The sequence below is a fragment of the Bradyrhizobium hipponense genome, from assembly GCF_008123965.1.
Taxonomy (GTDB): Bacteria; Pseudomonadota; Alphaproteobacteria; order Rhizobiales; family Xanthobacteraceae; genus Bradyrhizobium; species Bradyrhizobium hipponense.
Genome location: NZ_VSTH01000142.1, coordinates 1 through 23,893, shown reverse-complemented (window position 1 = coordinate 23,893; position 23,893 = coordinate 1). Strand labels below are relative to the sequence as shown.

25 protein-coding genes and 1 tRNA gene are annotated in these 23,893 nt (G+C 63.1%); 14 read left to right on the top strand and 12 right to left on the bottom strand.

Features of this window, described 5'->3' with window-relative positions; genetic code table 11:
* Nucleotides 1-3: 3 nt before the first annotated feature.
* On the bottom strand, nucleotides 4-1,392 hold the full coding sequence (locus FXV83_RS33890; RefSeq protein ID WP_148743903.1) for an MFS transporter: 1,389 nt from the start codon (nucleotides 1,390-1,392) through the stop codon (nucleotides 4-6).
* A 100-nt stretch (nucleotides 1,393-1,492) separates the two neighbouring features.
* Between FXV83_RS33890 and ggt the strand changes: the two genes are divergently transcribed.
* On the top strand, nucleotides 1,493-3,244 hold the full coding sequence (gene ggt / locus FXV83_RS33885) for a gamma-glutamyltransferase (protein ID WP_148743902.1): 1,752 nt from the start codon (nucleotides 1,493-1,495) through the stop codon (nucleotides 3,242-3,244).
* Nucleotides 3,245-3,293: 49 nt separating this feature from the next.
* Here ggt and FXV83_RS33880 read toward each other — a convergent pair whose 3' ends face one another.
* Nucleotides 3,294-3,959 carry a glutathione S-transferase family protein gene (locus FXV83_RS33880; protein ID WP_148743901.1) on the bottom strand — a complete coding sequence of 222 codons (666 nt, stop codon included), beginning with the start codon at nucleotides 3,957-3,959 and terminating at the stop codon, nucleotides 3,294-3,296.
* Between the two features lie 140 nt (nucleotides 3,960-4,099).
* Here FXV83_RS33880 and FXV83_RS33875 point away from each other — a divergent pair, with 140 nt between their 5' ends.
* The 4 genes from FXV83_RS33875 (at nucleotide 4,100) to panE (ending at nucleotide 7,947) form a co-directional block, all read left to right on the top strand.
* Nucleotides 4,100-4,696: a DUF2239 family protein gene (locus FXV83_RS33875; protein WP_148743900.1), complete on the top strand. Its 597-nt coding sequence runs from the start codon at nucleotides 4,100-4,102 to the stop codon at nucleotides 4,694-4,696.
* Nucleotides 4,697-4,784: 88 nt separating this feature from the next.
* Nucleotides 4,785-6,134 (top strand): MATE family efflux transporter, encoded by a 1,350-nt coding sequence (locus FXV83_RS33870; RefSeq protein ID WP_148743899.1) that lies wholly within the window; start codon nucleotides 4,785-4,787, stop codon nucleotides 6,132-6,134.
* A gap of 94 nt (nucleotides 6,135-6,228) precedes the next feature.
* Nucleotides 6,229-6,837: a 2-hydroxychromene-2-carboxylate isomerase gene (locus FXV83_RS33865; protein ID WP_187436355.1), complete on the top strand. Its 609-nt coding sequence runs from the start codon at nucleotides 6,229-6,231 to the stop codon at nucleotides 6,835-6,837.
* Nucleotides 6,838-7,023: 186 nt separating this feature from the next.
* On the top strand, nucleotides 7,024-7,947 hold the full coding sequence (gene panE, locus FXV83_RS33860) for a 2-dehydropantoate 2-reductase (protein WP_148743898.1): 924 nt from the start codon (nucleotides 7,024-7,026) through the stop codon (nucleotides 7,945-7,947).
* A 203-nt stretch (nucleotides 7,948-8,150) separates the two neighbouring features.
* Here panE and FXV83_RS33855 read toward each other — a convergent pair whose 3' ends face one another.
* The 3 genes from FXV83_RS33855 to FXV83_RS33840 all read right to left on the bottom strand — a co-directional run bounded on the left by FXV83_RS33855 (nucleotide 8,151) and on the right by FXV83_RS33840 (nucleotide 11,594).
* Nucleotides 8,151-8,744 carry a c-type cytochrome gene (locus FXV83_RS33855; protein WP_148743897.1) on the bottom strand — a complete coding sequence of 198 codons (594 nt, stop codon included), beginning with the start codon at nucleotides 8,742-8,744 and terminating at the stop codon, nucleotides 8,151-8,153.
* Nucleotides 8,745-8,934: 190 nt separating this feature from the next.
* A complete protein-coding gene (locus FXV83_RS33850) occupies nucleotides 8,935-10,227 on the bottom strand; it encodes a PQQ-dependent sugar dehydrogenase (protein ID WP_148743896.1) in 1,293 nt (430 codons plus the stop codon).
* A gap of 380 nt (nucleotides 10,228-10,607) precedes the next feature.
* Nucleotides 10,608-11,594 carry an NAD-dependent epimerase/dehydratase family protein gene (locus FXV83_RS33840; RefSeq protein WP_148743895.1) on the bottom strand — a complete coding sequence of 329 codons (987 nt, stop codon included), beginning with the start codon at nucleotides 11,592-11,594 and terminating at the stop codon, nucleotides 10,608-10,610.
* A 189-nt stretch (nucleotides 11,595-11,783) separates the two neighbouring features.
* On the opposite strand from FXV83_RS33840, the gene FXV83_RS33835 reads away from it, so the two are divergent.
* From FXV83_RS33835 to FXV83_RS44440, 3 genes are all read left to right on the top strand, one after another.
* Nucleotides 11,784-12,044: a hypothetical protein gene (locus FXV83_RS33835; RefSeq protein WP_148743894.1), complete on the top strand. Its 261-nt coding sequence runs from the start codon at nucleotides 11,784-11,786 to the stop codon at nucleotides 12,042-12,044.
* A 3-nt stretch (nucleotides 12,045-12,047) separates the two neighbouring features.
* Nucleotides 12,048-12,287 (top strand): nucleotidyl transferase AbiEii/AbiGii toxin family protein, encoded by a 240-nt coding sequence (locus tag FXV83_RS45225; RefSeq protein WP_347341091.1) that lies wholly within the window; start codon nucleotides 12,048-12,050, stop codon nucleotides 12,285-12,287.
* A gap of 114 nt (nucleotides 12,288-12,401) precedes the next feature.
* Nucleotides 12,402-12,698: a hypothetical protein gene (locus FXV83_RS44440; RefSeq protein WP_235940380.1), complete on the top strand. Its 297-nt coding sequence runs from the start codon at nucleotides 12,402-12,404 to the stop codon at nucleotides 12,696-12,698.
* Between the two features lie 148 nt (nucleotides 12,699-12,846).
* On the opposite strand, the gene FXV83_RS33825 is transcribed toward FXV83_RS44440, so the two are convergent.
* Nucleotides 12,847-12,921, bottom strand: a tRNA-Gly gene (locus tag FXV83_RS33825).
* A 276-nt stretch (nucleotides 12,922-13,197) separates the two neighbouring features.
* Between FXV83_RS33825 and trxA the strand changes: the two genes are divergently transcribed.
* A complete protein-coding gene (gene trxA, locus FXV83_RS33820) occupies nucleotides 13,198-14,121 on the top strand; it encodes a thioredoxin (RefSeq protein ID WP_187436354.1) in 924 nt (307 codons plus the stop codon).
* Nucleotides 14,122-14,157: 36 nt separating this feature from the next.
* Entirely contained in the window at nucleotides 14,158-14,835 is a 678-nt protein-coding gene (locus FXV83_RS33815; protein WP_148743892.1) for an LON peptidase substrate-binding domain-containing protein, read from the top strand.
* Between the two features lie 12 nt (nucleotides 14,836-14,847).
* On the opposite strand, the gene FXV83_RS33810 is transcribed toward FXV83_RS33815, so the two are convergent.
* From FXV83_RS33810 to FXV83_RS33795, 4 genes are all read right to left on the bottom strand, one after another.
* Nucleotides 14,848-17,349, bottom strand: a complete 2,502-nt coding sequence (locus tag FXV83_RS33810; protein WP_148743891.1) for an EAL domain-containing protein — start codon at nucleotides 17,347-17,349, stop codon at nucleotides 14,848-14,850.
* A gap of 219 nt (nucleotides 17,350-17,568) precedes the next feature.
* Nucleotides 17,569-18,159, bottom strand: coding sequence for a cytochrome b/b6 domain-containing protein (locus FXV83_RS33805; protein ID WP_148743890.1), 591 nt, complete (start codon nucleotides 18,157-18,159; stop codon nucleotides 17,569-17,571).
* 53 nt (nucleotides 18,160-18,212) lie between these two features.
* Complete coding sequence (locus tag FXV83_RS33800) at nucleotides 18,213-18,491, bottom strand: PepSY domain-containing protein (RefSeq protein ID WP_187436352.1); 279 nt, start codon at nucleotides 18,489-18,491, stop codon at nucleotides 18,213-18,215.
* 222 nt (nucleotides 18,492-18,713) lie between these two features.
* Nucleotides 18,714-19,064, bottom strand: a complete 351-nt coding sequence (locus FXV83_RS33795; RefSeq protein WP_148743888.1) for a hypothetical protein — start codon at nucleotides 19,062-19,064, stop codon at nucleotides 18,714-18,716.
* A gap of 95 nt (nucleotides 19,065-19,159) precedes the next feature.
* On the opposite strand from FXV83_RS33795, the gene FXV83_RS33790 reads away from it, so the two are divergent.
* Nucleotides 19,160-19,690, top strand: a complete 531-nt coding sequence (locus FXV83_RS33790; protein WP_148743887.1) for a TetR/AcrR family transcriptional regulator — start codon at nucleotides 19,160-19,162, stop codon at nucleotides 19,688-19,690.
* A 59-nt stretch (nucleotides 19,691-19,749) separates the two neighbouring features.
* Nucleotides 19,750-19,947, top strand: coding sequence for a Trm112 family protein (locus FXV83_RS33785; RefSeq protein WP_092232493.1), 198 nt, complete (start codon nucleotides 19,750-19,752; stop codon nucleotides 19,945-19,947).
* Between the two features lie 214 nt (nucleotides 19,948-20,161).
* On the opposite strand, the gene FXV83_RS33780 is transcribed toward FXV83_RS33785, so the two are convergent.
* A complete protein-coding gene (locus tag FXV83_RS33780; RefSeq protein ID WP_148743886.1) occupies nucleotides 20,162-21,382 on the bottom strand; it encodes a ubiquinone biosynthesis hydroxylase in 1,221 nt (406 codons plus the stop codon).
* Nucleotides 21,383-21,519: 137 nt separating this feature from the next.
* Between FXV83_RS33780 and tesB the strand changes: the two genes are divergently transcribed.
* Entirely contained in the window at nucleotides 21,520-22,392 is an 873-nt protein-coding gene (tesB, locus tag FXV83_RS33775) for an acyl-CoA thioesterase II (RefSeq protein ID WP_148743885.1), read from the top strand.
* A gap of 36 nt (nucleotides 22,393-22,428) precedes the next feature.
* Here tesB and FXV83_RS33770 read toward each other — a convergent pair whose 3' ends face one another.
* Nucleotides 22,429-23,304: a DUF4339 domain-containing protein gene (locus FXV83_RS33770; RefSeq protein WP_148743884.1), complete on the bottom strand. Its 876-nt coding sequence runs from the start codon at nucleotides 23,302-23,304 to the stop codon at nucleotides 22,429-22,431.
* A gap of 235 nt (nucleotides 23,305-23,539) precedes the next feature.
* Between FXV83_RS33770 and FXV83_RS33765 the strand changes: the two genes are divergently transcribed.
* Nucleotides 23,540-23,878, top strand: a complete 339-nt coding sequence (locus FXV83_RS33765) for a P-II family nitrogen regulator (RefSeq protein ID WP_148743883.1) — start codon at nucleotides 23,540-23,542, stop codon at nucleotides 23,876-23,878.
* Nucleotides 23,879-23,893 lie beyond the last annotated feature (15 nt).

Genomic DNA, 23,893 nt, shown 5'->3' with positions numbered 1-23,893 from the left:
TGATTATTCTTCCCTTACCCGCATCAACAACCCCAACCCCGCGACGAAGAACACCACCAGCACGGCCATGCCGGCTTTCTGGCTCGCCGTAATGGCCGTGATCGCACCGATCAGCAGGGGGCCGATGAAGGACGTCACCTTTCCGGTCAGCGCGAACAAGCCGAAATACTGCGCGATGCGATCTTTCGGCGCGAGGCGGATCAGCAGCGTGCGCGAGGCGGCCTGAAGCGGACCGCCGGCGGCGCCGATCAGGCAGCCCAGTACGAGGTAGGCGCGTTCGGCCGCGCCGGCGAACAGCGCGCCGCCCGGTACGGGAGGAGCGACCTTGATGAAGAAAATCGAATCCTTGTCGACCAGCAGGATCGCCGCGAGCGACAGCATCAGGATCAGCATGCTGCCCATGATCACGCGCTTCGGCCCAAGCAGATCGTCGAGCTTGCCGCCGAGCCACGCACCAAAGGTGCCCGCAACCGCCAGCATGATGCCGAAAGTGCCGATCTGGATCGTGTGCCAGCCAAAAGTGCCGGCGGCATAGATGCCGCCGAAAGCGAACAGCGACACCAGCCCATCGGTATAGATCATGTTGGCGAGAAGAAACGCCGCGAGCGATTTCTGCTTCGGTAGTTCACCGAGCGATCGCTTCAAGTCGGACAGGCCCTGGCGCAGTGCTTCGCGCACCGGGCGTTTGGCCGGGTAGTCCGGCGTGAACAGGAACATCGGGGTCACGAAAATGATGAACCACAATCCCGTCAACGGTCCGGTGATACGGTCGCCCTGGTGGGTCGCAGGATCGAGCCCGAACAGCGGCGTGAATCCAAGCAGCGTGCGCCCGGTCTCGGGATTGGCGGCGAGAAAGCCGAGCACGATGATCAAGCTGATGATGCCGCCGACATAGCCGGTCGCCCAGCCGGTGCCCGAAAGCCGCCCGATCCGCTCCGGCGGCACCAGGGTCGGCATCATCGCATTGTTGAAGACGGTCGCGAACTCCGCACCGACGCTGGCGAGCGCAAAGGCGGTGAGCAGCGGCGGAATGATGCCGGGATCGCCGGGCTTACCGATCCACATCGCACTGGCACCGAGCACCAGGATCGCGCCGAATGTCGCGATCCATGGCTTGCGCCGGCCCGACGCGTCGGCAATGGCGCCAAGCACCGGTGACAGCAGCGCGATGACCATGCCGGCCGCAGCGGCGGCAAATCCCCATAACGATTGTCCCGTGGCGGGATCTGGCGCGATGCTGGTCGCGAAATAGGGCGCGAACACGAACGTCGTGATCAGCGTGAAATAGGGCTGCGCAGCCCAATCAAAGAAGATCCAGCTGATGACGGCGGCGCGCGGCGGATAGATTAACTCCGTGCCGGCCAGGCGCGCGTCCGAGGCGATCGTCGTCATCATTCAATTCCCATCACGAACAGTTTTGCCTCTGTTGGCGCAGACGGTATAGCATTACTGCGAGACGTGTGAACTGGCCCGAAGCCACGGCGGAAGTTTGATGATGTCGTCATTTTCGACACGGCGGACGTTTTTCGCATTCATTGCTGCTGTGGCGCTTGGTCTGGCGCCAGCCACCGCGCAGGACGCGCGGCGGGCCTATGTTCCACCAGCGCTCGACACGGTGCGCGCGGTTGCCGCCGAGCACGGCATGGTGGTTGCGCAGGAGAAGATATCTGCGCAAGTGGGCGCCGATATCCTGCGACGCGGCGGCAATGCGGTCGATGCCGCGGTCGCTACCGGCTTTGCGATGGCCGTGACCTATCCGCGCGCCGGCAATATCGGCGGCGGCGGCTTCATGGTGATCCATTCGGCCGCGCGCAACGAGGACATCGCGATCGACTACCGCGAGACCGCGCCGGCGGCAACGACGACGCAAATCTTCCTCGGACCTGACGGCAAGCCCGATGCCACGAAGTCGCGCGATTCCGCGCTCGGCATCGGCGTGCCCGGCAGCGTCGCGGGACTCGCGCTGGCGCTGGAGAAATACGGCTCGGGCCAGTTCACGCTGGCGCAGTTGCTGGAGCCCGCGATCGCGCTCGCCCGCGACGGATTCGTTCTCGGCGACGATATCGCCGATACGTTGCCGGCCTGGCACCGGCGGCTCGCGCGCTGGCCTTCCTCGGCCAAAATCTTCTCGCGGCCCGATGGCACGCCGCTTCGCGAAGGCGACCGGCTGGTGCAGGGCGATCTTGCCGAAACGCTGTCGGCCATTGCGGCGCAGGGATCGCGCGGCTTCTATGAGGGGCCGGTCGCAGACAAGCTCGCCAAGGCCGTCTCCGACGCCGGCGGCATCATGACATCAGCTGATCTGAAAGCCTATCAGGCGGTGATCCGCGCACCCGTGCGCGGCACCTATCGCGGCTATGACATCATCTCGATGCCGCTGCCCTCGTCCGGCGGCGTGGTGCTGGCAGAGACCCTCAATATCATCGAAGGCTTTCAGCTCGCGGAGCTGAAACAGGGATCGCCGGCGTCGCTGCACCTCCTCATCGAAGCCATGAAGCGCGCCTATGCGGACCGCGCGCGCTATCTCGGCGATCCCGCCTTCGTCAACGCGCCGATCGATACCCTGATTGCAAAGGACTACGCGGCCAGGTTGCGCGCGACCATTTCTACCAGCCGCGCCACGCCGTCGAGCAAACTCGTCTCCGCCGGAGCATCGCCGCGCGAAGGCAGCAACACCACGCATTTCTCCGTCGTCGACAGCAGCGGCAACGCGGTCAGCAACACCTATACGCTTAATTTCAGCTATGGCCTCGGCCTCGTCGCCGAGGGCACCGGCGTGCTGCTCAACAACGAGCTCGACGATTTCACCGCAGCGGTTGGCGCCTCCAATGCCTACGGTCTCGTCGGCTTCGAGCCGAATCTGCCTGGGCCCGGCAAGCGGCCGCTATCCTCGATGTCGCCGACCATCGTGCTGAAGGACGGCAAACCGGTGCTGGTGACGGGCTCGCCCGGCGGCAGCCTCATCATCTCGACCGTGCTCCAGGTGATCGTCAACGTTCTCGACTACAGGATGGACGTGGCCGCCGCCGTTGCCGCGCCGCGGCTGCATCATCAATGGCTGCCGGACAATGTGCGCGTCGAGCACGGTTTTCCGGACGACGTGCTGTTCGCATTGAGGACGATGGATCACCTCGTCGTCGAGCCGATGGGACAGACCTCCGCCAATTCGATTGCGGTGACGCCGAACGGCCCGCTCGGCGCGGCCGATCCACGCACGCGCGGCGCAGAGGCTGCGGGACAGTAACCTGCCCCGGCGGGGCCGCGTGCTGCACGCGGACTAGCGGTATAGATAGCTACCGCCCCACCTGGTACGGCCCGCCCTTCTCCAGCGCGCGGCTGTACGCCGGCCGCGCATGGATGCGTTCGAGGAACGCCATCGCCCTGGGATGTCCTTGCTCGAGCCCGCCGCGCGCCTGAGCTGCCTCGAGCGGAAAGCTCATCTGGATATCGGCCGCGGTGAACTCGTTGCCGGCGAACCACTCGGTTTTTCCGAGCTCGCCTTCCCAATAGTCCATGTGCTGCTTGAGCTGCGGATTGACCAGCGCGGTCAATGCCTGGTTCGAGACCTTGCGCACCAGGGGCCGCAGCAGGGCTGGCGCCCGCTTCGGCATCAGCGTGAACAACAGCTTCAGCAGCAGCGGCTGCATCGCCGAGCCTTCGGCATAGTGCAGCCAGTAGGTGAAGCGCAGCCGCTCGGGCGTGTTCGGCGGCGGGATCAGCCGGTCGTTGCCGTAGGTCGCGATGAGATATTCGATGATCGCGCCGGACTCGGCGATGGTGTTGCCGTTGTCGGTGATGACAGGCGACTTGCCGAGCGGGTGGATGGCGCGCAACTCCTTCGGCGCACGCATGTCGGGCTGGCGCTGATAGCGCACGATCTCGTAGGGCACCCCTAGCTCCTCGAGCAGCCAAAGCACCCGCTGTGAGCGTGAATTGTTGAGGTGGTGAACGGTCAGCATCGTGGTCCCCAGCTTGATCGATCGGCCGTGCGTTCGTGCCAGCCCGGGCGGGCAATGTCGAGCCATCCGGACGAATAATTTCACCCGGGTATATTGACGTTGATAATTTACCCGGGTATTATGGGCCAACGTTCATCAATATGGCAATGATTTCGATGCAAAGGACTTTCACCGCCTTCCAGGGACAGCGCCGCCTGGCGTCCGGACCGGCAGGAGAGGTCGCGCTGGTCGTCAAGCGGATGGCACCACGGCCGGACGAGCCCATCATCATCTTTGAGGACGGCACCGGCCGGTCGATCGACTTCGATCTGCGCGGCGGGGATCGCGAGGTGCTGGCGCGGCTGGCGAAGCTTGTCCCGCCCCCAATTGAGGAGACCACACCACCGAGCGAGCCGCGCGGCCGGGGCCGGCCGAAGCTCGGCGTGGTCGCGCGCGAGGTGACCCTGCTGCCGCGCCACTGGGAGTGGCTCGGCGCCCAGCCCGGCGGCGCGTCGGTCGCGCTGCGAAAGCTCGTCGACGAGGCGCGGCGCGCCAGCGGCGACAAGGACCGCGCGCGGCAGGCGCGCGATGCGGCCTACCACTTCATGTCGACCATGGCGGGCAACCTGCCGCAATTCGAGGAAGCTTCGCGCGCGCTGTTCGCGGATGACCGGCGCCGTTTCAGCGGACTGATCGCCGACTGGCCCGCCGACATCCGCGACCACATCGTCAAGCTCGCCTACAGCGACCGCGCTTAAGGCGCGCCGCTAATCCGCAACCATCGACGGCCCAAGCCACGCGCCTCGCGTGGCGACGGTTTCGCACGCCCTGACGAAAGGCAAATCCATGTCTGCCCCTAAGCCCCTCTGGACTACCTTCCTCCGCTTTCTCGCACCGCTGATGCTGAGCAACGCGCTGCAATCGTTGTTCGGCACGGTCAGCAACGTCTATCTCGGCCAGATGATCGGCGTGGATGCGCTGGCGGCGGTCTCGACGTTCTTCCCGGTGTTCTTCTTTCTGTTCGCCTTCGTCATGGGCCTGAGCACCGGCGCGACCGTCCTGATCGGCCAGGCATTTGGCGCCGGCGCGCACGAGCGAATCAAGATCGTCGCGGGCACGACGCTCGCGGTCGGCCTGCTGCTCGCCATTTCGATCGCGCTGATCGGCGGTGTTTTCAGCCGCCAATTGATGATGGCGCTGGCCACGCCCGCGGACATTCTCGAGCAAGCCAGCGCCTATGCCCGCATCATGTTGCTGACGATGCCGCTCGGCTTCGTCTTCCTGCTGATGACGGCGATGATGCGCGGCGTCGGCGATGCACTCACGCCGTTGTTGGCGCTGGCAATGTCGACCGCAATCGGCCTGATCCTCACACCGGCCCTGATCCGCGGCACGGCCGGATTGCCGGCAGCCGGCATCACCAGCCCGGCCTGGGCATCGGCAATTGCCAACGCACTCACGCTGATCGCGCTGGCCGCCTATCTGCTGCGAAAGAAGCACGCGCTTGCGCCGGACGCCACGCTGCTGCGCCATCTCAGGCTCAACGGCGCCGTACTCGGCAAAATCCTCGGCATCGGGTTGCCGAGCGCGATCGGCATGGTGGTGATGGCGATCGCCGAGCTGGTGCTGCTCGGCCTCGTGAACGGCTTTGGCTCCGACGCCACGGCCGCCTATGGCGCCGTCAACCAGGTGATGGGCTACACGCAATTCACGGCGATATCGATTTCGATCGCAGTCTCGATCCTCGGCGCCCAGGCCATCGGCGGCGGCGACCGGACCGCGCTCGAGCGCATTGTGCGAGCCGGCCTCGCGTTCAACCTGATCCTGACCGGTGGCCTGGTCGCGTCGATCTATCTCGCGCCGCGCGCTGTGCTTGGCATCTTCATCACCGATGGCGCCGTGCTCGATCTTGCCAGGGAATTACTTCTCATCGCCCTGTGGAGCTCGGTACCGTTCGGCATGGCCACGGTGTTCTCGGGGGCGATGCGCGCCGCGGGCGCCGCCTTGACGCCGATGCTGCTTTCGATTTTCGCCATCGTCGCGATCGAGCTGCCGTCCGCAGTGATCCTGAGCAGCACCGTCGGTATCCAGGGCGTATGGACCGCCTATCCGATTGTGTTCTGCGCCATGTTCATTTTGCAGATGGGCTATTACCTCCTGGTGTGGCGCAAGCGCGCGATCCGGCGCCTGATCTGACCGGGCTACGAAGGTATTATGACCATCATTAAACGGTGGACCCGTGCTGCGCCCTGCGCCACAATGGCAGAAAAGCGACGTCAGGAGAACGATTTTGACCCGCACAGCCCCGCAATTCCTGTTCGACTTCGGCAGCCCGAACGCCTATCTCAGCCATCTGGCGATCCCGGCGATCGAGCAGCGGATCGGCGTCAAATTCGAATATGTGCCGATCCTGCTCGGCGGCATCTTCAAGGCGACCAACAACAAGTCGCCGGCCGAGACGCTGGCCGGCGTCAAGAACAAGCGCGAGTTCCAGGCGGTCGAGACCGAGCGCTTCATTAAGCGGTTTCACGTCCAGCCCTATGTCTTTAATCCGTTTTTCCCCGTCAACACGCTGAACCTGATGCGCGCGGCGATCGCAGCGCAGGTCGAGGGCGTGTTCGAAAGATATGTCGACGCCGCCTTCCACCACATGTGGCGCGAGCCGAAAAAAATGGACGATCCGGAAGTCGCAGCGACGGCGCTGGCCTCCTCCGGCCTCGATGCCCAAAAGCTGTTCGCCCGCGCCCAGGAGCCCGAGGTGAAAGCCAAACTGATCAAGAATACCGAGGAGGCGGTGGCCCGCGGTGCGTTCGGCTCGCCGACCTTCTTTGTTGGCAACGAGATGTTCTTCGGCAAGGAACAGCTGCGCGAGGTCGAGGAAATGGTGTCGGGAAAGTGATTGCCCCCGGCCTTATAAAGCGAGCTATTTCCCAGCGTCGTCCTGGCGAAAGCCAGGACCCATAACCACCGAAGGTTATTGATGTCACGAGCTGGAGCTCCAACTTGTCCGATAGCGAGCAGTCGGGGTAATGGGTCCTGGCTTTCGCCAGGACGACGGTAAAGAAGCAACAACAAGGAAGATCCCATGCGTATCCTCGTGGTCGGCGCCGGCGCCATCGGCGGCTATTTTGGTGGCAGGCTGTTGCAGGCCGGCCGCGACGTTACCTTTCTGGTCCGGCAAAGGCGCGCTGCCGAGCTTGCGAGCGCCGGCCTCGTCATCAAGAGCCCGAACGGCGATGTGACGCTGAAGGACCCGCCGCGGGTCGAAGCGGACAAGCTCAAGGACAAGTTCGACGTCGTGCTCTTGAGCTGCAAGGCGTTCGACCTCAACGATGCCATCAAGTCTTTCGCGGCGGCGGTCGGACCGAACACGTCGATCATCCCGATGCTCAACGGCATGAAGCATCTCGACACGCTCGACCAGAAGTTCGGCCCCGAACGCGTGCTCGGCGGACTCTGCGCCATCGCCGCGACGCTGAACGAGAAGCGCGAGGTGGTGCAGCTCCAGCCAATGCAGTCGATCAATTACGGCGAGCGCGACGGCAAGCTGTCGGACCGGGTCAAGGCGATCGACGAGGCCTTCAAGAGCGGCATCAATGGCGCCGCAGCCAGCCAGAACATCATGCAGGACATGTGGGAGAAGTGGGTGTTCCTCTCCTCGCTTGCCGCTTCGACCAGCCTGATGCGCACTTCCGTCGGCAACATCCTTGCCGTCCCCGGCGGCAAGGATTTCCTGCTCGGCATGTTAGACGAGACCAGCGCGGTCGCCTCCGCGTCAGGCTATCCGCCGGGAGGCCCGTTCTTCGAACGGGTCAAGGGTCTGCTCACCACTGAGGGCTCACCGATGACTGCGTCGATGTTCCGCGACGTCCAGGCAGGCCTTCCGGTCGAGGCCGATCACGTCATCGGCGATCTCATCGCGCGCGGAGACGCTGCGAAGGTACCGGTGCCGAAGCTTCGCATCGCGTACACGCATCTGAAGGCGTATGAGAAGCAGCGGGCGGGATAGCCAGCTCCACATTCCGCTGTCGTCCCGGACAAGCGAAAGCGCAGATCCGGGACCCATAGCCACAGGGTCGAGTTTGGCGAACACTGGTAGTTACCACCTCATGCCACAACCACTTCCTGTGGTTATGGGTCCCGGATCGGCGCGCGCTCCGACAACGCTTCGCGTTGGAGCTCGCTTGTCCGGGACGACGGTGGAATGTGGAGCTACTGCAGATGCGCCAGATAGTGCGCCAGCGCGGTGATCTCTTCTTCGCTGAGGGAGTAGGCGATTTCGGCCATGGCGGCGCCGGCGCCGCCGACACGTTGGCTTGTCTTGTAGTCGTGCAGCGCTTTCACGAGATATTCCTCGCGCTGGCCGGCGAGGCGCGCCACTGCCTTGGTGCCGGCATAGCTGTCGGTGTGACATGAGCCGCAGCGGCGACCGGCGGCGGCTTGCGCACCCTTCTTCGACAGATCGGGATCGTTGTCCTCCGGCCCCTTCGGCGGCGTCAGCGAGGCGAAATAGGCGCCGAGATTGCGGATGTCCTCGTTGTTGATCTGTTCGACGATCGGCTGCATCTGCTCGTTCTTGCGTGAGCCGGCGCGGAAGAACACGAGCTGCCATTGCAGGAATTGATCGGGCTGGCCGGCGAGCGAGGGGACGTTCTCCATCTGCGAGATGCCGTTGTCGCCGTGGCAACCGGCGCAGATTTCGGCTCTGGCTTTGCCGGCGGCGACGTCAGCGGCGCTTGCCGCGAGAGAGCCGAGCGTGAGGAACGCAACCACGCTGATTGCGTGCGAGAGAAATTGCCGGCGCATGATTGATGGGTCCCAGCTTATTATTCCGGGACGTGCAGAGCACGGGCCCGAAATCCATAATCCGCAATCGTGGCTTTGGGTTCCGGACTTGCGCTCAAGCGGCGCGCAAGCGGGAACGACGGCTTTGCGAGATCGAGATGAGAGAGGCTGCGGCGTCTTTCGGCCACCCGCAGCCCCGTATCTTCGAACGTTACTTCTTGCTGTAGCTGATGCGGTAGATCGCGCCGGCCCAGTCGTCGGCGACGAGGATCGAGCCATCCTTGGCGAGGATGATGTCGTCGGGACGGCCGAGATAGCCCTGGTCGCCCTCGAGCCAGCCGGAGGCGAACACCTCCTGCTTGGCGTTCTTGCCGTCGGGCCCGACGATCACCCGCATGATGCGTGCGCCCTGATACTTGTGACGATTCCAGGAGCCGTGCTCGGCGATCAGGATGTTGTTCTTGTACTCAGGCGGAAATTGATCGCCGGTATAGAACTTCATGCCGAGCGGAGCGACATGGGCGCCGAGGTTCAGCACAGGCGGCGTGAACTCGGAGCACTTGTGACCCATCGCGAATTTCGGATCCGGCAGGTCGCCCTGGTGACAATAGGGATAGCCGAAGTGCTCACCGATCTTGTTGATCATGTTCAGCTTGTCGCTAGGCAGATCGTCGCTGACCCAGTCACGCGCGTTCTCGGTGAACCAAAGCTTGCCGGTGCGCGGATCGACGTCACCGCCGACCGAGTTGCGCACCCCGAGCGCCCAGATTTCAGCGTTGCCGGTCTTGGGATCGACGCGCCGGATCTGTGACACGCTGGTCGGGGGAACGCCGATGTTGAAGGGCGGTCCGAACGGAATGTAGAACCAGCCTTCCTTGTCGACCGCGATGTACTTCCAGCCATGCGCGGCATAGGACGGCATGTCGTCATAGACGACCTTGCCCTCGCCGAGCTTGTCCAGATTGGCTTCCGCATTGTCGTAGCGGATCAGCTTGTCGACCGCGATGACGTAGAGCGCGCCGTCCTTGAAGGCCAGACCAGTGGGCATGTTCAGCCCCTTGAGGATGGTCTTGACCTCTTTCTTGCCGTTGTTGTCCGTGATCGCATAGACGTTGCCGAGGCCGAACGAGCCGACGAACAGCGTGCCCTTGTCGCCCCAGGCCATCTGCCGCGCCGCGAGAACGCCGGGCGCGTAGACTTCGATCTTGAAGCCCGGCGGCAGCTTGATCTTCTTCATCATCGCCGCGAGCTCGGCCTCCGATGCGCCGGTCGGCGGCCCCGACGGCGGCGCCAGGCCCTTCTGCGCCTCGGTCTCGTCGCCGAGGAACCAGTCATCCGGCGGATGTGTCCAGAACTCCTTGGTGCCGGATTCGTATTTCTTCAGCGGCTTGTTCTTGTCCTGTTGCTGCGCATGACCGACGCTTGTCCCCGCAAGAAGGGCAACCGCTGCAAGCGCCAGGACGGATTGAAAGACGGATTGAAAGACGGATCGATGGAACGTCATCGCGTCACTCCCCTAAGGCAGCCATCTGGACTGCACGTTATTTTGTTTTATTCATCGAAAGGCGAGGTTTGGCGTCTGTCGAGAGGACAGACGCAGAAAGGTTAGCACATCCGCAACCGCTGAGAAGCGCGTCGCGCGCACTGCGGTTGCGCTCAATATGAATTGAGACGGATTTTCGCTCGAGGCGAACGCGTGGCGACGACGACCTCGCTGCAACGCGAAATCAGCAAGCCGCGCGGCTCATTTGCAGGCAGCACCGGCACCCGGCCAAACAAAAGCGCGAAAACAACCCCATGCACAGTAGAAAGGCTCATGCCGATTTGCGTGCGGTGACACCGGGCAGACGTTTGATGCGTCGAGCAAATCAGCAAAAGCGGCGATCACGAGGCGACGGGGTAGGGCCCGTCGTCGAATGTCGTCTCATGATAACCTTTTGAGCCGACCTCGCGCGCCAGCGCGCTGCGAAAATCCTGTCCGGTGCGAAGGCTGCTCAGGACATGGGCAAAGTCGAATTCGGGGCGCCAGCCCAATTCGCGCCGCGCGCGATCGTTGACGTAGACGCGATCGATCTGCGGGGACAGCCGCCAGCCGCGCGCCGCGTAGAGCTCTGCGCAATCCGGATAGAGCTCGCGCACGACACCGGCCGCGTCGCGGGCGAGCGCCGCAAGGTGACCCGGCTCGAACGGGCTGGTGGCGGAGACGATGTAACGGGCGAAGCCGATCGCCGGCGCCCGCTCGACGGCGGCAAGATGGGCGCTCACCGCGTCCGCGATATCCAGCCGGCGATACAGCAGCTCATTGGCCTGCGCATTCTCCAGCACGTAGGCAGACCGCATCGCGGGATCGTCGTCGTCTTCCGGGAAGAAGCGCGATGTTCGCAGAATAACGACGGGCAGGCCGCGCTCGCGAAAGAATAGCTCGCACAGATTCTCCGCCATCAGCTTGGTCGTGCCGTAAATGTTTTTAGGCACCGGCGGCAGCTCCTCGGTGACCCACACCGCAGCCTGTCCCACCTCCGGCCGCAGTTGCGAGCCAAATGCGCTGGTGGTGCTGGTGAAGACGAAGCTGCGCACCCCGGCGGCCGCGGCCGCCTCGAGCAGGTTGAGCGTGCCGGTGACGTTGGTGTCGACGAATTGCTGTTTGGTGTGGGTCGCCACATGCGGCTTGTGCAGCGTCGCGGTGTGGATGATCGCGGTGACACCATCCATCTGCCGCCGCACGAAGTCCGGGTCGACGATCGAGCCAACGGCGTCAGTGAAAGGCGATGTCTCCAAATCAACCCCATGCACGGGCGAGCCGCGCCCCCGGAGGGTTCGGAGAATGGCCTCCCCGAGGTGACCCGCGCTGCCTGTGACCAGAATTTTCATGTGCGACCGATTGAACCCACCCGCCAACGAAACCACCGTCCGATCCGAGGCATTTAGTCGACGTTTGCAGCGAATCTACCCATGCAGATAGAACAAAAAGCAAACAAATTGACTGCGAAGACTGTTGGGGGGAGTGTAGATGCTGCCATGTCCATCCTATATTGACCGGGCATCCAGATGGTGACGCAGATGAACAGCCCCATCCTAGTACTGGCGACTGTAAATGCGCCGTATAGCAAAAAGCTAGACGCGCAGGAGCTTGTCCATTGTCTGCTGGATCCCTCTTCGGCGAAGGCGGCCTGCGGTCCGATGTCGTCGTTTTTTGGCGATGTTAAACCTGAATTGCAAATCGCGTTCGCTGAGATGTATGGCATCAGCCACGATCAACTGGTTGCCGCAGCAAAAGCGTTTGCCGAGTTTTCGGGGCGATCCCTTCCACTCGCGGCCTAACACATGAGCGCTCAATCAGATTGGGCGCAACTTTTTCGCATTGCCTGTGCGATGATCCGGCAAGTCAACGCCGAACAGGAAATCATTGATCGTTGGACGTTCGGCGGCGGCACAGCGATGATGCTGCAAATCGATCATCGGATAAGCCACGATATCGATATCTTTCTCCCGGACCCTCAATTTCTTCCCTTCCTCGATCCACAGAAGCATGACTTCAATTTCGAGATCAGGCCTGCTGACTAAAATGGGAACGGCGCACGGTCCCTGAAGCTCGGCTTCGAATTTGGTGAGATCGATTTTATCGTCGCGCCGCCACTGACTTCCTCGCCGACGACGCAAGCGACAGTTGAGGACGAAATGGTCCTCCTAGAGACAATCCCGGAAATCATTGCGAAGAAGATCTATCATCGGGGCAATAGCATCGCGCCGCGCGATATATTTGACATCGCGGCGGGCGGCGAAAAGCACGCTGAGTCTATCATTAAGGAGCTGGCCAGCTATCGCGACAGCGTCGCAACTACACTGGCCGCAATCGACAAGCTAAAGCCTGACTTTGTGAGCGCAGCGATCAATCAGCTCTCGATCAAAGACGCATATAAGCTGATCGCCAACACAGCACTGGAAAAGACCAAAGACCTCCTTCGCGCTGTATAGCTTGGGCGAGGCGCCCTAAATTACAGGTTGGCCCCATTCCCGGTCCTGGGACTTCGAAAAAGCCCGCCGTACGACCCACACCAAAAATCGCGGCAAAGGCACTCCCCGGCAGGGATAGCCAACACATCCTTGGACCTTGGGAGAAAATTGGAGCGGGCGAAGGGGCTCGAACCCTCGACCCCGACCTTGGCAAGGTCGTGCTCTACCACTGAGCTACACCCGCATCCTGTGTCGGCCGCATGACGCGCCCGGCAACGGCTGTCGTATGCCAAAAGCGGACGGCGAATGCAACAGCTACCCGCGGCATAGATGCGCATTCGAGGCCCGATATCGACCCCGATTCCGGTCAAACCGATCGAAAATGCCCCGGAACCGCCGAATCGGCGGGCACGGATTGAAATTCGGCCGCCCCGGCCCAATTTTAGGGGCCGACAGCGAAGCATATGGATCGGCGGCGTGCTAAAGAGCCGCCATTCCAGACATCAGACGAGGGGATCCCGTGACGATCATCGACCAGGGTAACGGAGCGCCGGGCCCGGCTTCGGCCGACCTGATCAAGGACACCACCACCCAGACCTTCGTGAAGGACGTGATCGAGGAATCGAAGCGCCAGCCGGTTCTGATCGACTTCTGGGCCGAATGGTGTGGCCCCTGCAAGCAACTCACCCCCGTGCTGGAAAAGGCGGTCCGCGCGGCCAAGGGCAAGGTCAAGCTGGTCAAGATGAACATCGACCAGCACCCGGCGATTCCGGGCCAGATGGGCATCCAGTCGATCCCGGCCGTGATCGCCTTCGTCAACGGCCAGCCGGCCGACGGCTTCATGGGCGCAGTGCCGGAAAGCCAGGTCAACGCCTTCATCGAAAAGCTGACCAAGGGCGTGACCGCGCCGGGCGAGCTGAATGTCGCCGAAATCCTGCAAGAGGCCGAGGCCGTGCTCGCCGAGGGCGATGCGGAAGCCGCGGCGCAGATCTATGCCGAGGTGCTCTCGCACGATTCGACCAACATCGCCGCGCTCGCCGGGCTAGCCAAGTGCTACGTCGTCTCGGGCGCGATCGAGCAGGCCAAGCAGACGCTCGGCATGGTGCCGGAGTCCAAGCGCAGCGATGCCGCGGTGAAGGCGGTGCAGGCCGCGATCGATCTCGCCGAACAGGCTGAATCGCTGGGCCCGGTGGCCGAACTGGAACAGAAAGTCGCCGCAAACCCACTCGATCATCAGGCGCGATTCGACCTTGCGACCGCGCTCAACGCGCAGGGCAACCGGGCGGCGGCGACCGAGCAGTTGCTCGCGATCATCAAACGCGACCGCAAATGGAACGACGACGGCGCCCGCAAGCAGCTCGTGCAGTTCTTCGAGGCCTGGGGCGGCGCCGACGATGCAACCATCGAGGGACGCAAGCGCTTGTCGACGATCCTGTTTTCGTAAGGCGCAAGCTGGCAAGTCCAGCGAGGGACCGGGCAGATGCCGATCAACATCGAATATCGCGGGCCCGCCGACCTTCCGGAGATCATTCCGGTGTTTCCGCTGCCGGGCGCGCTGCTGCTGCCGCGCGGCCAGATGCCGCTCAACATCTTCGAGCCGCGTTATCTCGCGATGGTCGATGATTCCTTGCGCGACGGCCATCGCCTGATCGGCATGATCCAACCGGACATCGCCCATTCGCCGAAGAATTCCGACAAGCCGGCGCTGTTTCGCGTCGGCTGTGTCGGGCGCATTACCCAGCTCGCCGAATCCGGTGACGGCCGCTACATCCTCGAGCTCACAGGCGTCGCGCGGTTCAGGATAGTCGAGGAGCTCGAGGTGCTGACCGCCTACCGGCAATGCAAGGTGGACTTCTTCGCCTTCGCCGATGATTTTACCGCGCGCTTGGGTGAGGACGAGGTCAACCGCGAGGCGCTGCTGGTAGCGCTGACGGATTTCTTGAAGGCCAACAACCTCAAGGTCGACTGGGAAGGCGTCGAGAGCGCCCCCAACGAGGCGCTCGTCAACGCGCTGGCAATGATGTCGCCCTATGGCCCGGCCGAGAAGCAGGCGATGCTGGAGGCCCCGGACCTGAAGACCCGCGCCGAGATTCTGATCGCGGTGACCGAGATGGATCTCGCCAAGAAGCGCACCTCAGGCGATCCACCGCTGCAGTGACGGCCTGAACGCTCACGCCGCACAGACGGCTGCTCCGGCATCTCGCGGCAGCATTTTCGCAATGCTGGATGCAGGCACCGGCCGGCTGAAATAATAGCCTTGTGTTTCGGCGCATCCCTCTTCACGCAGGATGTCCAGCTGCTCCTTGGTTTCGACGCCTTCGGCGGTGGTCGTCTTGCTCAAGCTGACTGCGAAACGAACCACTGCTCGCGCGAGATGGTGCGCCTCTGCCTTCGCGCTGGTCAGTTCGCTGACGAAGCTGCGGTCGATCTTGATCTTGTCGAACGGGAATCTTTGCAAAAAGCTCAGTGACGAATAGCCGGTGCCGAAATCGTCCAGGGCGCTTCGCACACCGAGCTGGCGCAGTTGGCCGAGGGCTGCGAATACAGCTTCGCTGTCATGCATGATCGCCGTTTCGGTAACCTCGAGCTCGAGCCTGTGCGGCGCAACGCCCGAACTTGCCAGCGCGCCCACAACGACCGGCACGAGTTCCTTGCTCCTGAATTGAGCGGGAGACAGGTTGATCGCGATGCTGAGATCGAGAGGCCATTTTGCGGCTTCCGCACAGGCCGTCCTCAAGACCCATTCTCCCAGCGGCACGATCAGGCCGGTCTCTTCCGCAAGCGGGATGAATTCGCCCGGCATGACCAGACCTCGCTGCGGGTGATGCCAGCGTAGCAAGGCCTCGAAGCCACTGGTCTTGCCGGTCGCGGTGTTGACGAATGGCTGGTAGTAGAGCTCGAATTGATGGCCGGCAAGCGCGGCCCGCATGTCGCGCTCCAGGTTACGTCGTGTATGCATGATCTCATCGAGTTCCGGCTCAAAGAAACGGAATGCGCCACGTCCGCCGCTCTTGGCCGAGTAAAGGGCGAGGTCCGCGCTCTTCATGATCACGTCAGAATCGTTGCCATCGCGCGGCGCGATGGCAATGCCGATGCTGGTACCCACCGTGACCCGGTGATCGCCGAGATCGAAAGGTTCGCAAAGCGCCTTTCTGATCTTCTCGGCGAGGGTTGCGGCCTCCACGGCCGGGTTGGTCACGTAGTCGATCACCGCAAACTCGTCGCCGCCCAGTCGAGCGATCAACGCGGTTTCCGCGGTGCATTCGCGCAAACGCGCAGCGACGGCCCGCAACAGAGAATCGCCCGCCGGATGTCCAAGCGTGTCGTTGACCTCCTTGAAGCGATCGAGGTCGAGCATGAGCACGGCCAGATCAAGGCCGCCATTGCGCGTCACTGCAATGGCGTGCTCCATCCGCTCTCTGAGCAGCACGCGATTTGGCAGGTCGGTCAACGCATCGTGTTGCGCCATGTGAGTGATCTTGGCCTCGGACTGGCGTTGCTCCGTGACATCGAGATGCGTGGCCACCCACCCGCCGCCGACCATGGGCTGCCGCGTGACGCAGATCAGGCGGCCATCCGCAAATTCGTCGATCCTGCTCGAGACTGCGTCGAACGGCAACGTGGCCAATTTCGAGATGAATTGCTTGGCAGCGCCCTCGTTGGCGTCGCCCTTGAGGATGCCGTTCACAACACGATGCCTGATGATGTCGGCGTGCGGCGTCCCCGTTCGCAACAGCTCCGGCGGCAGCCGATAGAGTAGCGCATAGCGCTTGTTGCAGACGACAAGTCGCTTCTCTGCATCGAACATGCACAAGCCCTCAACCATGTTGTTGATGGCCGTGTCCAGCCTGATTGTCTGATCCTGGATTTCCTTTTGGGAATCTTCGACCTGTTGCCTGGCGAGCGAAAGCTCGCTGATGATTTCCTCGAATCTGCTGGTTCTGGTCGCAAGGCGGCGATCCGCCAGCACGCCGACAAAACTCATCCCGAGTACTGACAGAGCCACGCCGGCAATTGCCACGGCGAGGAAGGCGGGAGAAAGCGACAAGGCGTCGCTGTTCAGCGTCGGGTCTGGAACGATCTGCACGGCCCCCATAGCCGTGAAATGATGCGACACGATTGCGAGCGTCAGCAGAAGCGCCGCGGCCAGGGCCCCCCACTTGTTCTTGCGACTCAGGGCGACGGCAAGTGCAGCGTAGCCCAGGACCATGCCAAGGCCGATCGAGATCAACACCAGCCCGGGCGACCAGCTCACGCGACCCGGCACTTCGAGGGCCCACATGCCGAGATAGTGCATGCTCGCAATGCCGGCGCCGATGATGCCGCCGCCGGCAGCCGCGCGCCACCGACCGGAATTACTGACTGCAACGCCAAAACCGCCGGAGGTCAGGATCATAGCCGCGACGAGCGATAGAGCTGTCAGAGCGATACCGTAACCAGTTGAGACGCCGGGCTCGTAGGCGAGCATTGCAACAAAATGCGTTGCCCAAATTCCATATCCGATCGAGGCGCCGGCGATTGCGATCCAGGTCAGCCGCGTCCAGGCTCGCGACGCGATCGCGCGATGAAAGATGCTGATGGCCACAATGCTCGCAGCGAAGCAAACCAGACCAGCGAGCACGACCAGCCGCCAATCATGCTCTGCCGTGAGACAGGTAAAAACGCGGAACATCGAAATCGCTCCCTCGTCAATATCCTCGACGATTGATCCGATTGGACTGTCATTGCGTTAATTTTGTGCAATGTCAGGTAGTGTACTTATCGAAACGTAAACCCGACCTCGAAAGATGGCGACGTTTAGCGGTAGCCTGTGCGGGCGAGGGCTTAATTCCCGTGACACTACGGATTGGGCGAGCCGAGGCTCCATCGGTTCGAACTAACCCGCGCCTGCTTAGAGGTGCCCGCGGATGCGTTTGCGTCCGGTGATCATCGCGCGGATCAGGTTCTCGCGCTGGAGAACAGCCATCAGCACGACGCCCAGGACGTGCAGCACTACCAGGACGATAACGGCGTCCGACGCATAGGCGTGGGTGTCCTCGATCCACCAGACGCCGAAGAATGTCACCGTCACCGACATCGCGCCTGTGACCGCCGAGACGATCAGCGACAAGAGCAGCGCCACCAGCATCATGGTGCCGGCGGGATTGAGCCCGATATAGCGGCCGGTGATGCCGCGGCGCAGATTCCACAGGTAGCTTGGCGCCGCGCGAAGCCTGACCCCGACCATGCGAAAGCGCGAATAGCGGCTTCCCACAAAGCCCCAGATCAGGCGGAAGGCCAGAAGCCCGATCACGAGATAGCCGACAATACGGTGAAGCCCGTCATAGACGGTGGGCGTGAACCACGCGACCAGGACGCAAGCGGCGAGGATCCAGTGCCAGAGGCGCAGCGGCAGGTCCCAGACTTCGACGGTCCGCGAAGCGGTTCGATCGGCGGGGGCCCGATTGGGCTCCCCGCGCGCTTCTGGAACTGCTTCGACCATCAAACCCGATTCGCCTTGGCGCAGTTCATTTGGCGCAGCTCATTTGGCGCAATTCACTTTGCAACCGTGCGCTTCAGGCTGAGATCTTCAGGGCTGTAGAACAGCTCGTAGACCTTGCCTTCCTTGACACCGTAGACCTCATAGCACGAGCCTTCGATCTTGGAGCGCCGCACCTCGTAGCCCAGCGCCTTCGCCTTGGCTTCGGCTTCGCTCGCCGGCTTCCACGAGGCCTTGTCGAGCTTGGTGCAATCCTTGAAGCCGTCGGCCATCGCCGTCGACCCCATGCCAATCCCGATCGTCAGTGCAATGGCAACAACACGAATGACCTTCACGAAACTCTCCTCCTCTGTCGTGCGCGCCACGCTTAGCGCGAACCGACTGCGAAGGAAGCAAAGGAGGTGATCAAGTCAATCCAGTTCGGGCACGGATGTTTTAGATAAGCTCTAACATCGGTGAAAACATCAGTCCTTGCCGTACGCAGAGCGCCCCTGACGCGTTGCTGCGGCCTTACGCCTCATCGCTGGCCAGCTGGCTGGTCTCTTGGGTTACGTCCGCTAGTAGCCGGCAACCGCGAGCGCTACGACCGCGCTCATGCCGAGCCAGCCGAAATGACGGCCGCGCGTTGCCCAGGCATTGGCCAGCGCGGCAAAACCGAACACGATCGCGAGCGTGACGATGATCCAGTGCCGGGCGAGGCTGGATTCCATCCAGGGCGCGGCGAGCAGCAGCACGCCGCCGCCGATCCACGCCACCGTGCCGGCCTGCCAGACCAGCCGGATCAGCGTGCGCAGCCGCGGCGGCTCGATCGAGGCGCGGGCGAACACTTTGGTCTCGCCGAGCATGCCGTGGATCAGCGCCAGCACGATCGCGGCGGCGCCCGAACATTGCAGCAGGAGGTCGCGCATGAAACCGTCTCCATCCATACAGTGCTGTACGGATATGCACCCACTTGCTCCCCGCTGTCAATACAGTACTGTATGGTCAACGCCTGGAACCCGACATGACCGAACAGCTCTCCGCCGACGATTGGATCAAAGAGGGACTCAAGGCGCTGGGGAGAAGCGGCTTCACCGCGTTGAAGGCCGATCCGCTGGCGAAGGCGATGGGCGTCTCCCGCGGCAGCTTCTATTGGCATTTTGCCGACCTCGGTGCGTTCCACGCGGCGGTGCTGAAGCGCTGGCGCGAGGTCGCGGCCGAACAGATCATCGCCGACGTCGAGGCCGACAGCGACGATCCGCTGAAAGCGCTGCTGCGCAGGACTTTTGGCGCGCGGCTCGATCTGGAGCGCGCGGTGCGCAACTGGGCGGCGTTCGATGCGGCGACGCAAGTCGCGGTCCGTGCCATCGACCGCCGCCGGCTCGATTATATCGAGGTGCTGTTCAGGAAACGCGGACTGACGCCCGCCGTCGCGCAGGCCCGCGCGCAGATCCTGTACTGGACGTTTCTCGGCTTCGCGCTGTCGGGCGCGCCGGTTCCGGCCGCGCGGCTCCAGGGCTTGCTCGACGAGATTCTGCGGATGGCATCGGCCTAAAGCGCGATGGGCGGCCGGGATTTTCTGTGCTAGAGGCGACCCGATCGCCGGAGACCACAATGAACGCGCCCACCGAACGTCCCGAAAACAGCGTCGATCCCAAACTGCTCGAGATCCTGGTCTGCCCGCTGACCAAGGGCCCACTCGAATTCGATTCCGCTAAGCAGGAATTGATCTCGCGCTCGGCCAAGCTCGCTTATCCCATCCGCGACGGCATTCCGATCATGCTGCCGGAAGAGGCGCGGAAGATCGATTGAGGTAGAAGTTTTGCGCGACGATCGCGCGACTCTCTCACTGTCGTCCCGGCGAAGGCCGGGACCCATACCGCGGAATCAATCGATTGTGGATGGTGGCAGTACCGGACGACGAGTCTTCGCCAAACCACTCCCTGGGGCTATGGGTCCCGGATCGGCGCGCGCTTTGGGCGCGCTTGTCCGGGACGACGAGCGGAGAGTGCAGCGTGGTCGCGCGCTACAATGCCTCGCCCTTCAATAATTTCGGCACCTCGCCCGTGAGTCCGGCCGCCTGGCGGATGAACAGATTCTTCAGCGGCGGGGCACGGTCGACGAGGCCGAGGCCGATGTCGCGCACCGCGCGCAGCAGCGTCGACCGGTTCGAGAACAGGAAGTTCAGCGAGTTGGTCGCAACGCCCATCGCCATGGTGTCAAAGCGGCGCCAGCGCTGGTAGCGCTCGAGCACGTCGGCTCCGCCGATATCCATGCCGAGCCGCGCGGCATCGACCACGACCTCGGCCAATGCGGCGACATCCTTCAGACCCATGTTGAGGCCCTGACCGGCAATGGGATGGATGACATGCGCGGCATCGCCGACCAGCGCCAGCCGCTCTGCGATGAAGGAGCGCGCCACGAAATAGGACAGCGGAAACGCGCGCGGCTTGTCGAGCGCCTTGACCTCGCCGAGATGTAGGCCGAAGCGCCGCTCGAGCTCGCCGTGGAATTCCTCGTCGCTCAGGGCGACGATGCGCGCGGCTTCCGTGCGTCGCTCGGTCCACACCAGCGACGATCGCTTGCCGGACAGCGGCAGGATCGCGAACGGACCCGCGGGCAGAAAGTGCTCTTCGGCCCGCCCCTCGTGATCGCGCTCATGGCCGACGGTGACCACGATGCCGGATTGATCGTATTCCCAGCCGTGGGTGGCAATGCCGGCGCGTTCGCGCAGCCTTGACCTCGCGCCATCGGCGGCGATCAGCAGGCTTGCCGCAATCGCGCTGCCGTCGCCGAGCGTCACGTCGATGCCGTCGGCGCGCGAATCGTAGGACGCCACCGTGGTGGCGCGAAGATCGATGCCTTCGTCCTCGGCGCGCGCTACCAGTGCATCGATCAGGCGGCGGTTCTCGACCATATGCGCGAAGGATTCGCCGGGCGCGACATCGCCGGCAAAATTCAGGAAGACCGGGCGCGTGGCATCTTCCAGCTTGGAATCGGTGACGACCATGTCGAGGATCGGCTGCGCCTCGGCCTTGACGTCGTCCCAGGCGCCGATGGCCTCGAACAGGCGCCGGCAGGCCGCCACGATCGCGGTGGCGCGCGGGTCGCGGCTCGGCCGTGTCGCAAGCGCAGGATCGGCGACAATGACGGGAATTTCGGGGCCGAGGCCCTGCCGCAGCGCCAGGGCCAGCGCGAGGCCGGCAAACGCCCCGCCACCAATGACAATGCTACCCTGTACCGACATACAAAAATTCCCGGCTAAATCCTGGTCTTGCTAGCAGACTTGAGGTGGGCGAAACAGTGCAGTGAAACAAGGGCGGAACGGCCCAATGTGTCATTCCGGAGCATCGAACCCGGACTGACGGCAAGAAAGTTCAATCCATGTCCAAAAGCCTGATCGATCTCATAGCAATCCTCGACCTCGAACAGCTCGAGGTGAATTTGTTCCGCGGCAACAGCCCGAAGACGAGCTGGCAGCGCGTGTTCGGCGGGCAGGTGATCGGACAAGCCATGGTCGCGGCCTGCCGCACCGTCGAGGGCCGGCTGCCGCATTCGCTGCATTGCTATTTCATCCTGCCGGGCGATCCGCAGATTCCGATCATCTATCAGGTCGAGCGGCTGCGCGACGGCAAGAGCTATTCGACCCGCCGCGTCACCGCGATCCAGCACGGCAATGCGATCTTCTCCATCATGGTCTCGTTTCACGCCGAGGAGGAGGGCGCCTTCGACCACCAGGAGAAGATGCCCGACGTGCCGCCGCCGGAAAAACTCACGGCGGAGGAGGTGGCGAAGCAGCCGATGTTCCGCGAGATGCCCGAGTTCATCCGCCGCTATTATGAATCCGACCGGCCGATCGAGCTGCGCCCGGTCGAGCTCGGCCGCTATTTCGGTCAGAAGATCGACGACGGCCGCATTCATGTCTGGATCAAGACCGCAGCCACGCTGCCGGACGATCCGGCGCTGCACATGTGCGCGCTAGCCTATGCGTCGGACTTCTCGCTGCTGGATGCGGTGATGGCGCGCTACGGCCGCACGCTGTTCGACAAGCGCATGATGCCGGCAAGCCTCGACCACGCGATGTGGTTTCACCGCCCGTTCCGCGCCGACGAATGGCTGCTCTACGTGCAGGATTCACCGAGCGCGCAGGGCGGCCGCGGATTGACCCGCGGCCTAATCTTCAAGCCAGACGGCACGCTGGTGGCCTCCGTCGCGCAGGAAGGCTCCGTGCGCGAGCGGAAGAGCGGATCGCCCTAAGCGCAATTTCATCGCGCTTAGGGCTTTATGTTTGGATCACGCTCCGAGCGAGCCGCGCGGGGCGAGCTCGGTTTGCGAAGCAAACCAGTTCATGATCCAGCGATACACCCACGGGATCGGGATGAGGAGACTGGACAGGATTGCGGCGACGATTCCGCGCCAGAGAATCCCGAGGCCGCTGCCCTGGAAGACGATCTCGCGCTGCGTGCCCTCGATGTTGCGGTAGAACCAGCGAAGCTGTGCCGCGGCGACCCAGGCCCAACCGATGATGGTGATGATGGAAATCGCGAACAGCAGATTCCAGCCGATATAGGCCCAGACCGAGCCGGTGAAGCTGAGGCCGAGCGGCTGCCCGTTGGAAGCCAGGTTTGCAACCATCCATTTGATCAGGAGCCAGTAGAGAACGATCTGGGCGATCAACAGCAGGTTGCCGAGCAACTGGCTGCCGGTGAAGCCGACGACTATCATCAGAACGATGAAGCCGAAAAACCAGGGCACCAGCGTCATAGCGTTGCCGGTGAAGCTGAGGTTGGGCCGCCCCGGAACCTTGACGCAGGACACGATCCATTGCGTGTACCAGACGAACGCCCAGGGCGCCGGGATGATGAAGGCTATGCCGATCATCATCACGATGCTGCGCCAAGTGAATTCGAGGATGCCGAAGTCGATCGACAGCGAACCGCCGCCGCCATAGCCACCCGCGCCCATCGTCGGCGGACCGCCAGCCGGGACCATCGGCGGACCGCCGCCGATCAGGCCGGGGATTTCGGCGGCTTTCTGCCAGCCCGCCATGCCTTCGGACCACACCAGCGTATCCGGGCGCACGATGCCTTGGGCGACGAGGTCGCGGAATTGCCCCTCCGGATAGGGCCCCTGCTGCTTGCCCTCGGATGCGTAGAACCAACTCGCCATGAACGCCCCCCAAAATACTTATGTACCGCTTGGCGGGCGCGGGTTCACCGCATCCATGCCAAAAATGCATTGTGGAGGATGAACGGCTGTCCTGTACAGAGGCGGCCGGCGATAAGGCCCAAGCGTTTTTCTGGTTCAATCTGCAAGTTTTTTATGCCATTTGCCCAGAAAGATGCCAGATTGACGCAGCGCCGGGGACATGCGGCGCGGCGCATCCCGAGGAATAGGCCAGACCATGAAGCTCGTCGTCGCGATCATCAAACCCTTCAAGCTGGATGAGGTCCGTCAGGCGCTGACGGCGATCGGCGTCCACGGCATGACCGTGACCGAAGTGAAGGGCTATGGCCGCCAGAAGGGCCACACCGAGATCTATCGCGGCGCCGAATATGTCGTGAACTTCCTGCCCAAGCTGCGGATCGAGATCGCGGTCGCCTCCGATATCGCGGACAAGGCCGTCAGCGTCATCACCGCGACCGCGCGCACCGGGCAGATCGGCGACGGCAAGATCTTCGTCACGCCGATCGACCACGCGCTGCGCATCCGCACCGGCGAAACCGACAGCGACGCGCTCTAGGTCAGCGTTTTCTTG

What these genes read in the sequence shown, in the direction of transcription:
- panE (WP_148743898.1), top strand. Translation starts at nt 7,024, where the DNA reads ATGCGTATCCTCGTGGTCGGCGCCGGCGCCATCGGCGGCTATTTTGGT.
- ggt (WP_148743902.1), top strand. Translation starts at nt 1,493, where the DNA reads ATGATGTCGTCATTTTCGACACGGCGGACGTTTTTCGCATTCATTGCT.
- FXV83_RS33840 (WP_148743895.1), bottom strand. Translation starts at nt 11,594, where the DNA reads ATGAAAATTCTGGTCACAGGCAGCGCGGGTCACCTCGGGGAGGCCATT.
- FXV83_RS33890 (WP_148743903.1), bottom strand. Translation starts at nt 1,392, where the DNA reads ATGACGACGATCGCCTCGGACGCGCGCCTGGCCGGCACGGAGTTAATC.
- FXV83_RS33805 (WP_148743890.1), bottom strand. Translation starts at nt 18,159, where the DNA reads ATGGTCGAAGCAGTTCCAGAAGCGCGCGGGGAGCCCAATCGGGCCCCC.
- FXV83_RS33810 (WP_148743891.1), bottom strand. Translation starts at nt 17,349, where the DNA reads ATGTTCCGCGTTTTTACCTGTCTCACGGCAGAGCATGATTGGCGGCTG.
- FXV83_RS33770 (WP_148743884.1), bottom strand. Translation starts at nt 23,304, where the DNA reads ATGGCGAGTTGGTTCTACGCATCCGAGGGCAAGCAGCAGGGGCCCTAT.
- FXV83_RS33785 (WP_092232493.1), top strand. Translation starts at nt 19,750, where the DNA reads ATGAACGCGCCCACCGAACGTCCCGAAAACAGCGTCGATCCCAAACTG.
- FXV83_RS33815 (WP_148743892.1), top strand. Translation starts at nt 14,158, where the DNA reads ATGCCGATCAACATCGAATATCGCGGGCCCGCCGACCTTCCGGAGATC.
- FXV83_RS33850 (WP_148743896.1), bottom strand. Translation starts at nt 10,227, where the DNA reads ATGACGTTCCATCGATCCGTCTTTCAATCCGTCTTTCAATCCGTCCTG.
- FXV83_RS33795 (WP_148743888.1), bottom strand. Translation starts at nt 19,064, where the DNA reads ATGCGCGACCTCCTGCTGCAATGTTCGGGCGCCGCCGCGATCGTGCTG.
- FXV83_RS44440 (WP_235940380.1), top strand. Translation starts at nt 12,402, where the DNA reads ATGGTCCTCCTAGAGACAATCCCGGAAATCATTGCGAAGAAGATCTAT.
- FXV83_RS33875 (WP_148743900.1), top strand. Translation starts at nt 4,100, where the DNA reads ATGGCAATGATTTCGATGCAAAGGACTTTCACCGCCTTCCAGGGACAG.
- FXV83_RS45225 (WP_347341091.1), top strand. Translation starts at nt 12,048, where the DNA reads ATGAGCGCTCAATCAGATTGGGCGCAACTTTTTCGCATTGCCTGTGCG.
- FXV83_RS33765 (WP_148743883.1), top strand. Translation starts at nt 23,540, where the DNA reads ATGAAGCTCGTCGTCGCGATCATCAAACCCTTCAAGCTGGATGAGGTC.
- FXV83_RS33835 (WP_148743894.1), top strand. Translation starts at nt 11,784, where the DNA reads ATGAACAGCCCCATCCTAGTACTGGCGACTGTAAATGCGCCGTATAGC.
- FXV83_RS33880 (WP_148743901.1), bottom strand. Translation starts at nt 3,959, where the DNA reads ATGCTGACCGTTCACCACCTCAACAATTCACGCTCACAGCGGGTGCTT.
- FXV83_RS33855 (WP_148743897.1), bottom strand. Translation starts at nt 8,744, where the DNA reads ATGCGCCGGCAATTTCTCTCGCACGCAATCAGCGTGGTTGCGTTCCTC.
- FXV83_RS33870 (WP_148743899.1), top strand. Translation starts at nt 4,785, where the DNA reads ATGTCTGCCCCTAAGCCCCTCTGGACTACCTTCCTCCGCTTTCTCGCA.
- FXV83_RS33790 (WP_148743887.1), top strand. Translation starts at nt 19,160, where the DNA reads ATGACCGAACAGCTCTCCGCCGACGATTGGATCAAAGAGGGACTCAAG.
- FXV83_RS33780 (WP_148743886.1), bottom strand. Translation starts at nt 21,382, where the DNA reads ATGTCGGTACAGGGTAGCATTGTCATTGGTGGCGGGGCGTTTGCCGGC.
- tesB (WP_148743885.1), top strand. Translation starts at nt 21,520, where the DNA reads ATGTCCAAAAGCCTGATCGATCTCATAGCAATCCTCGACCTCGAACAG.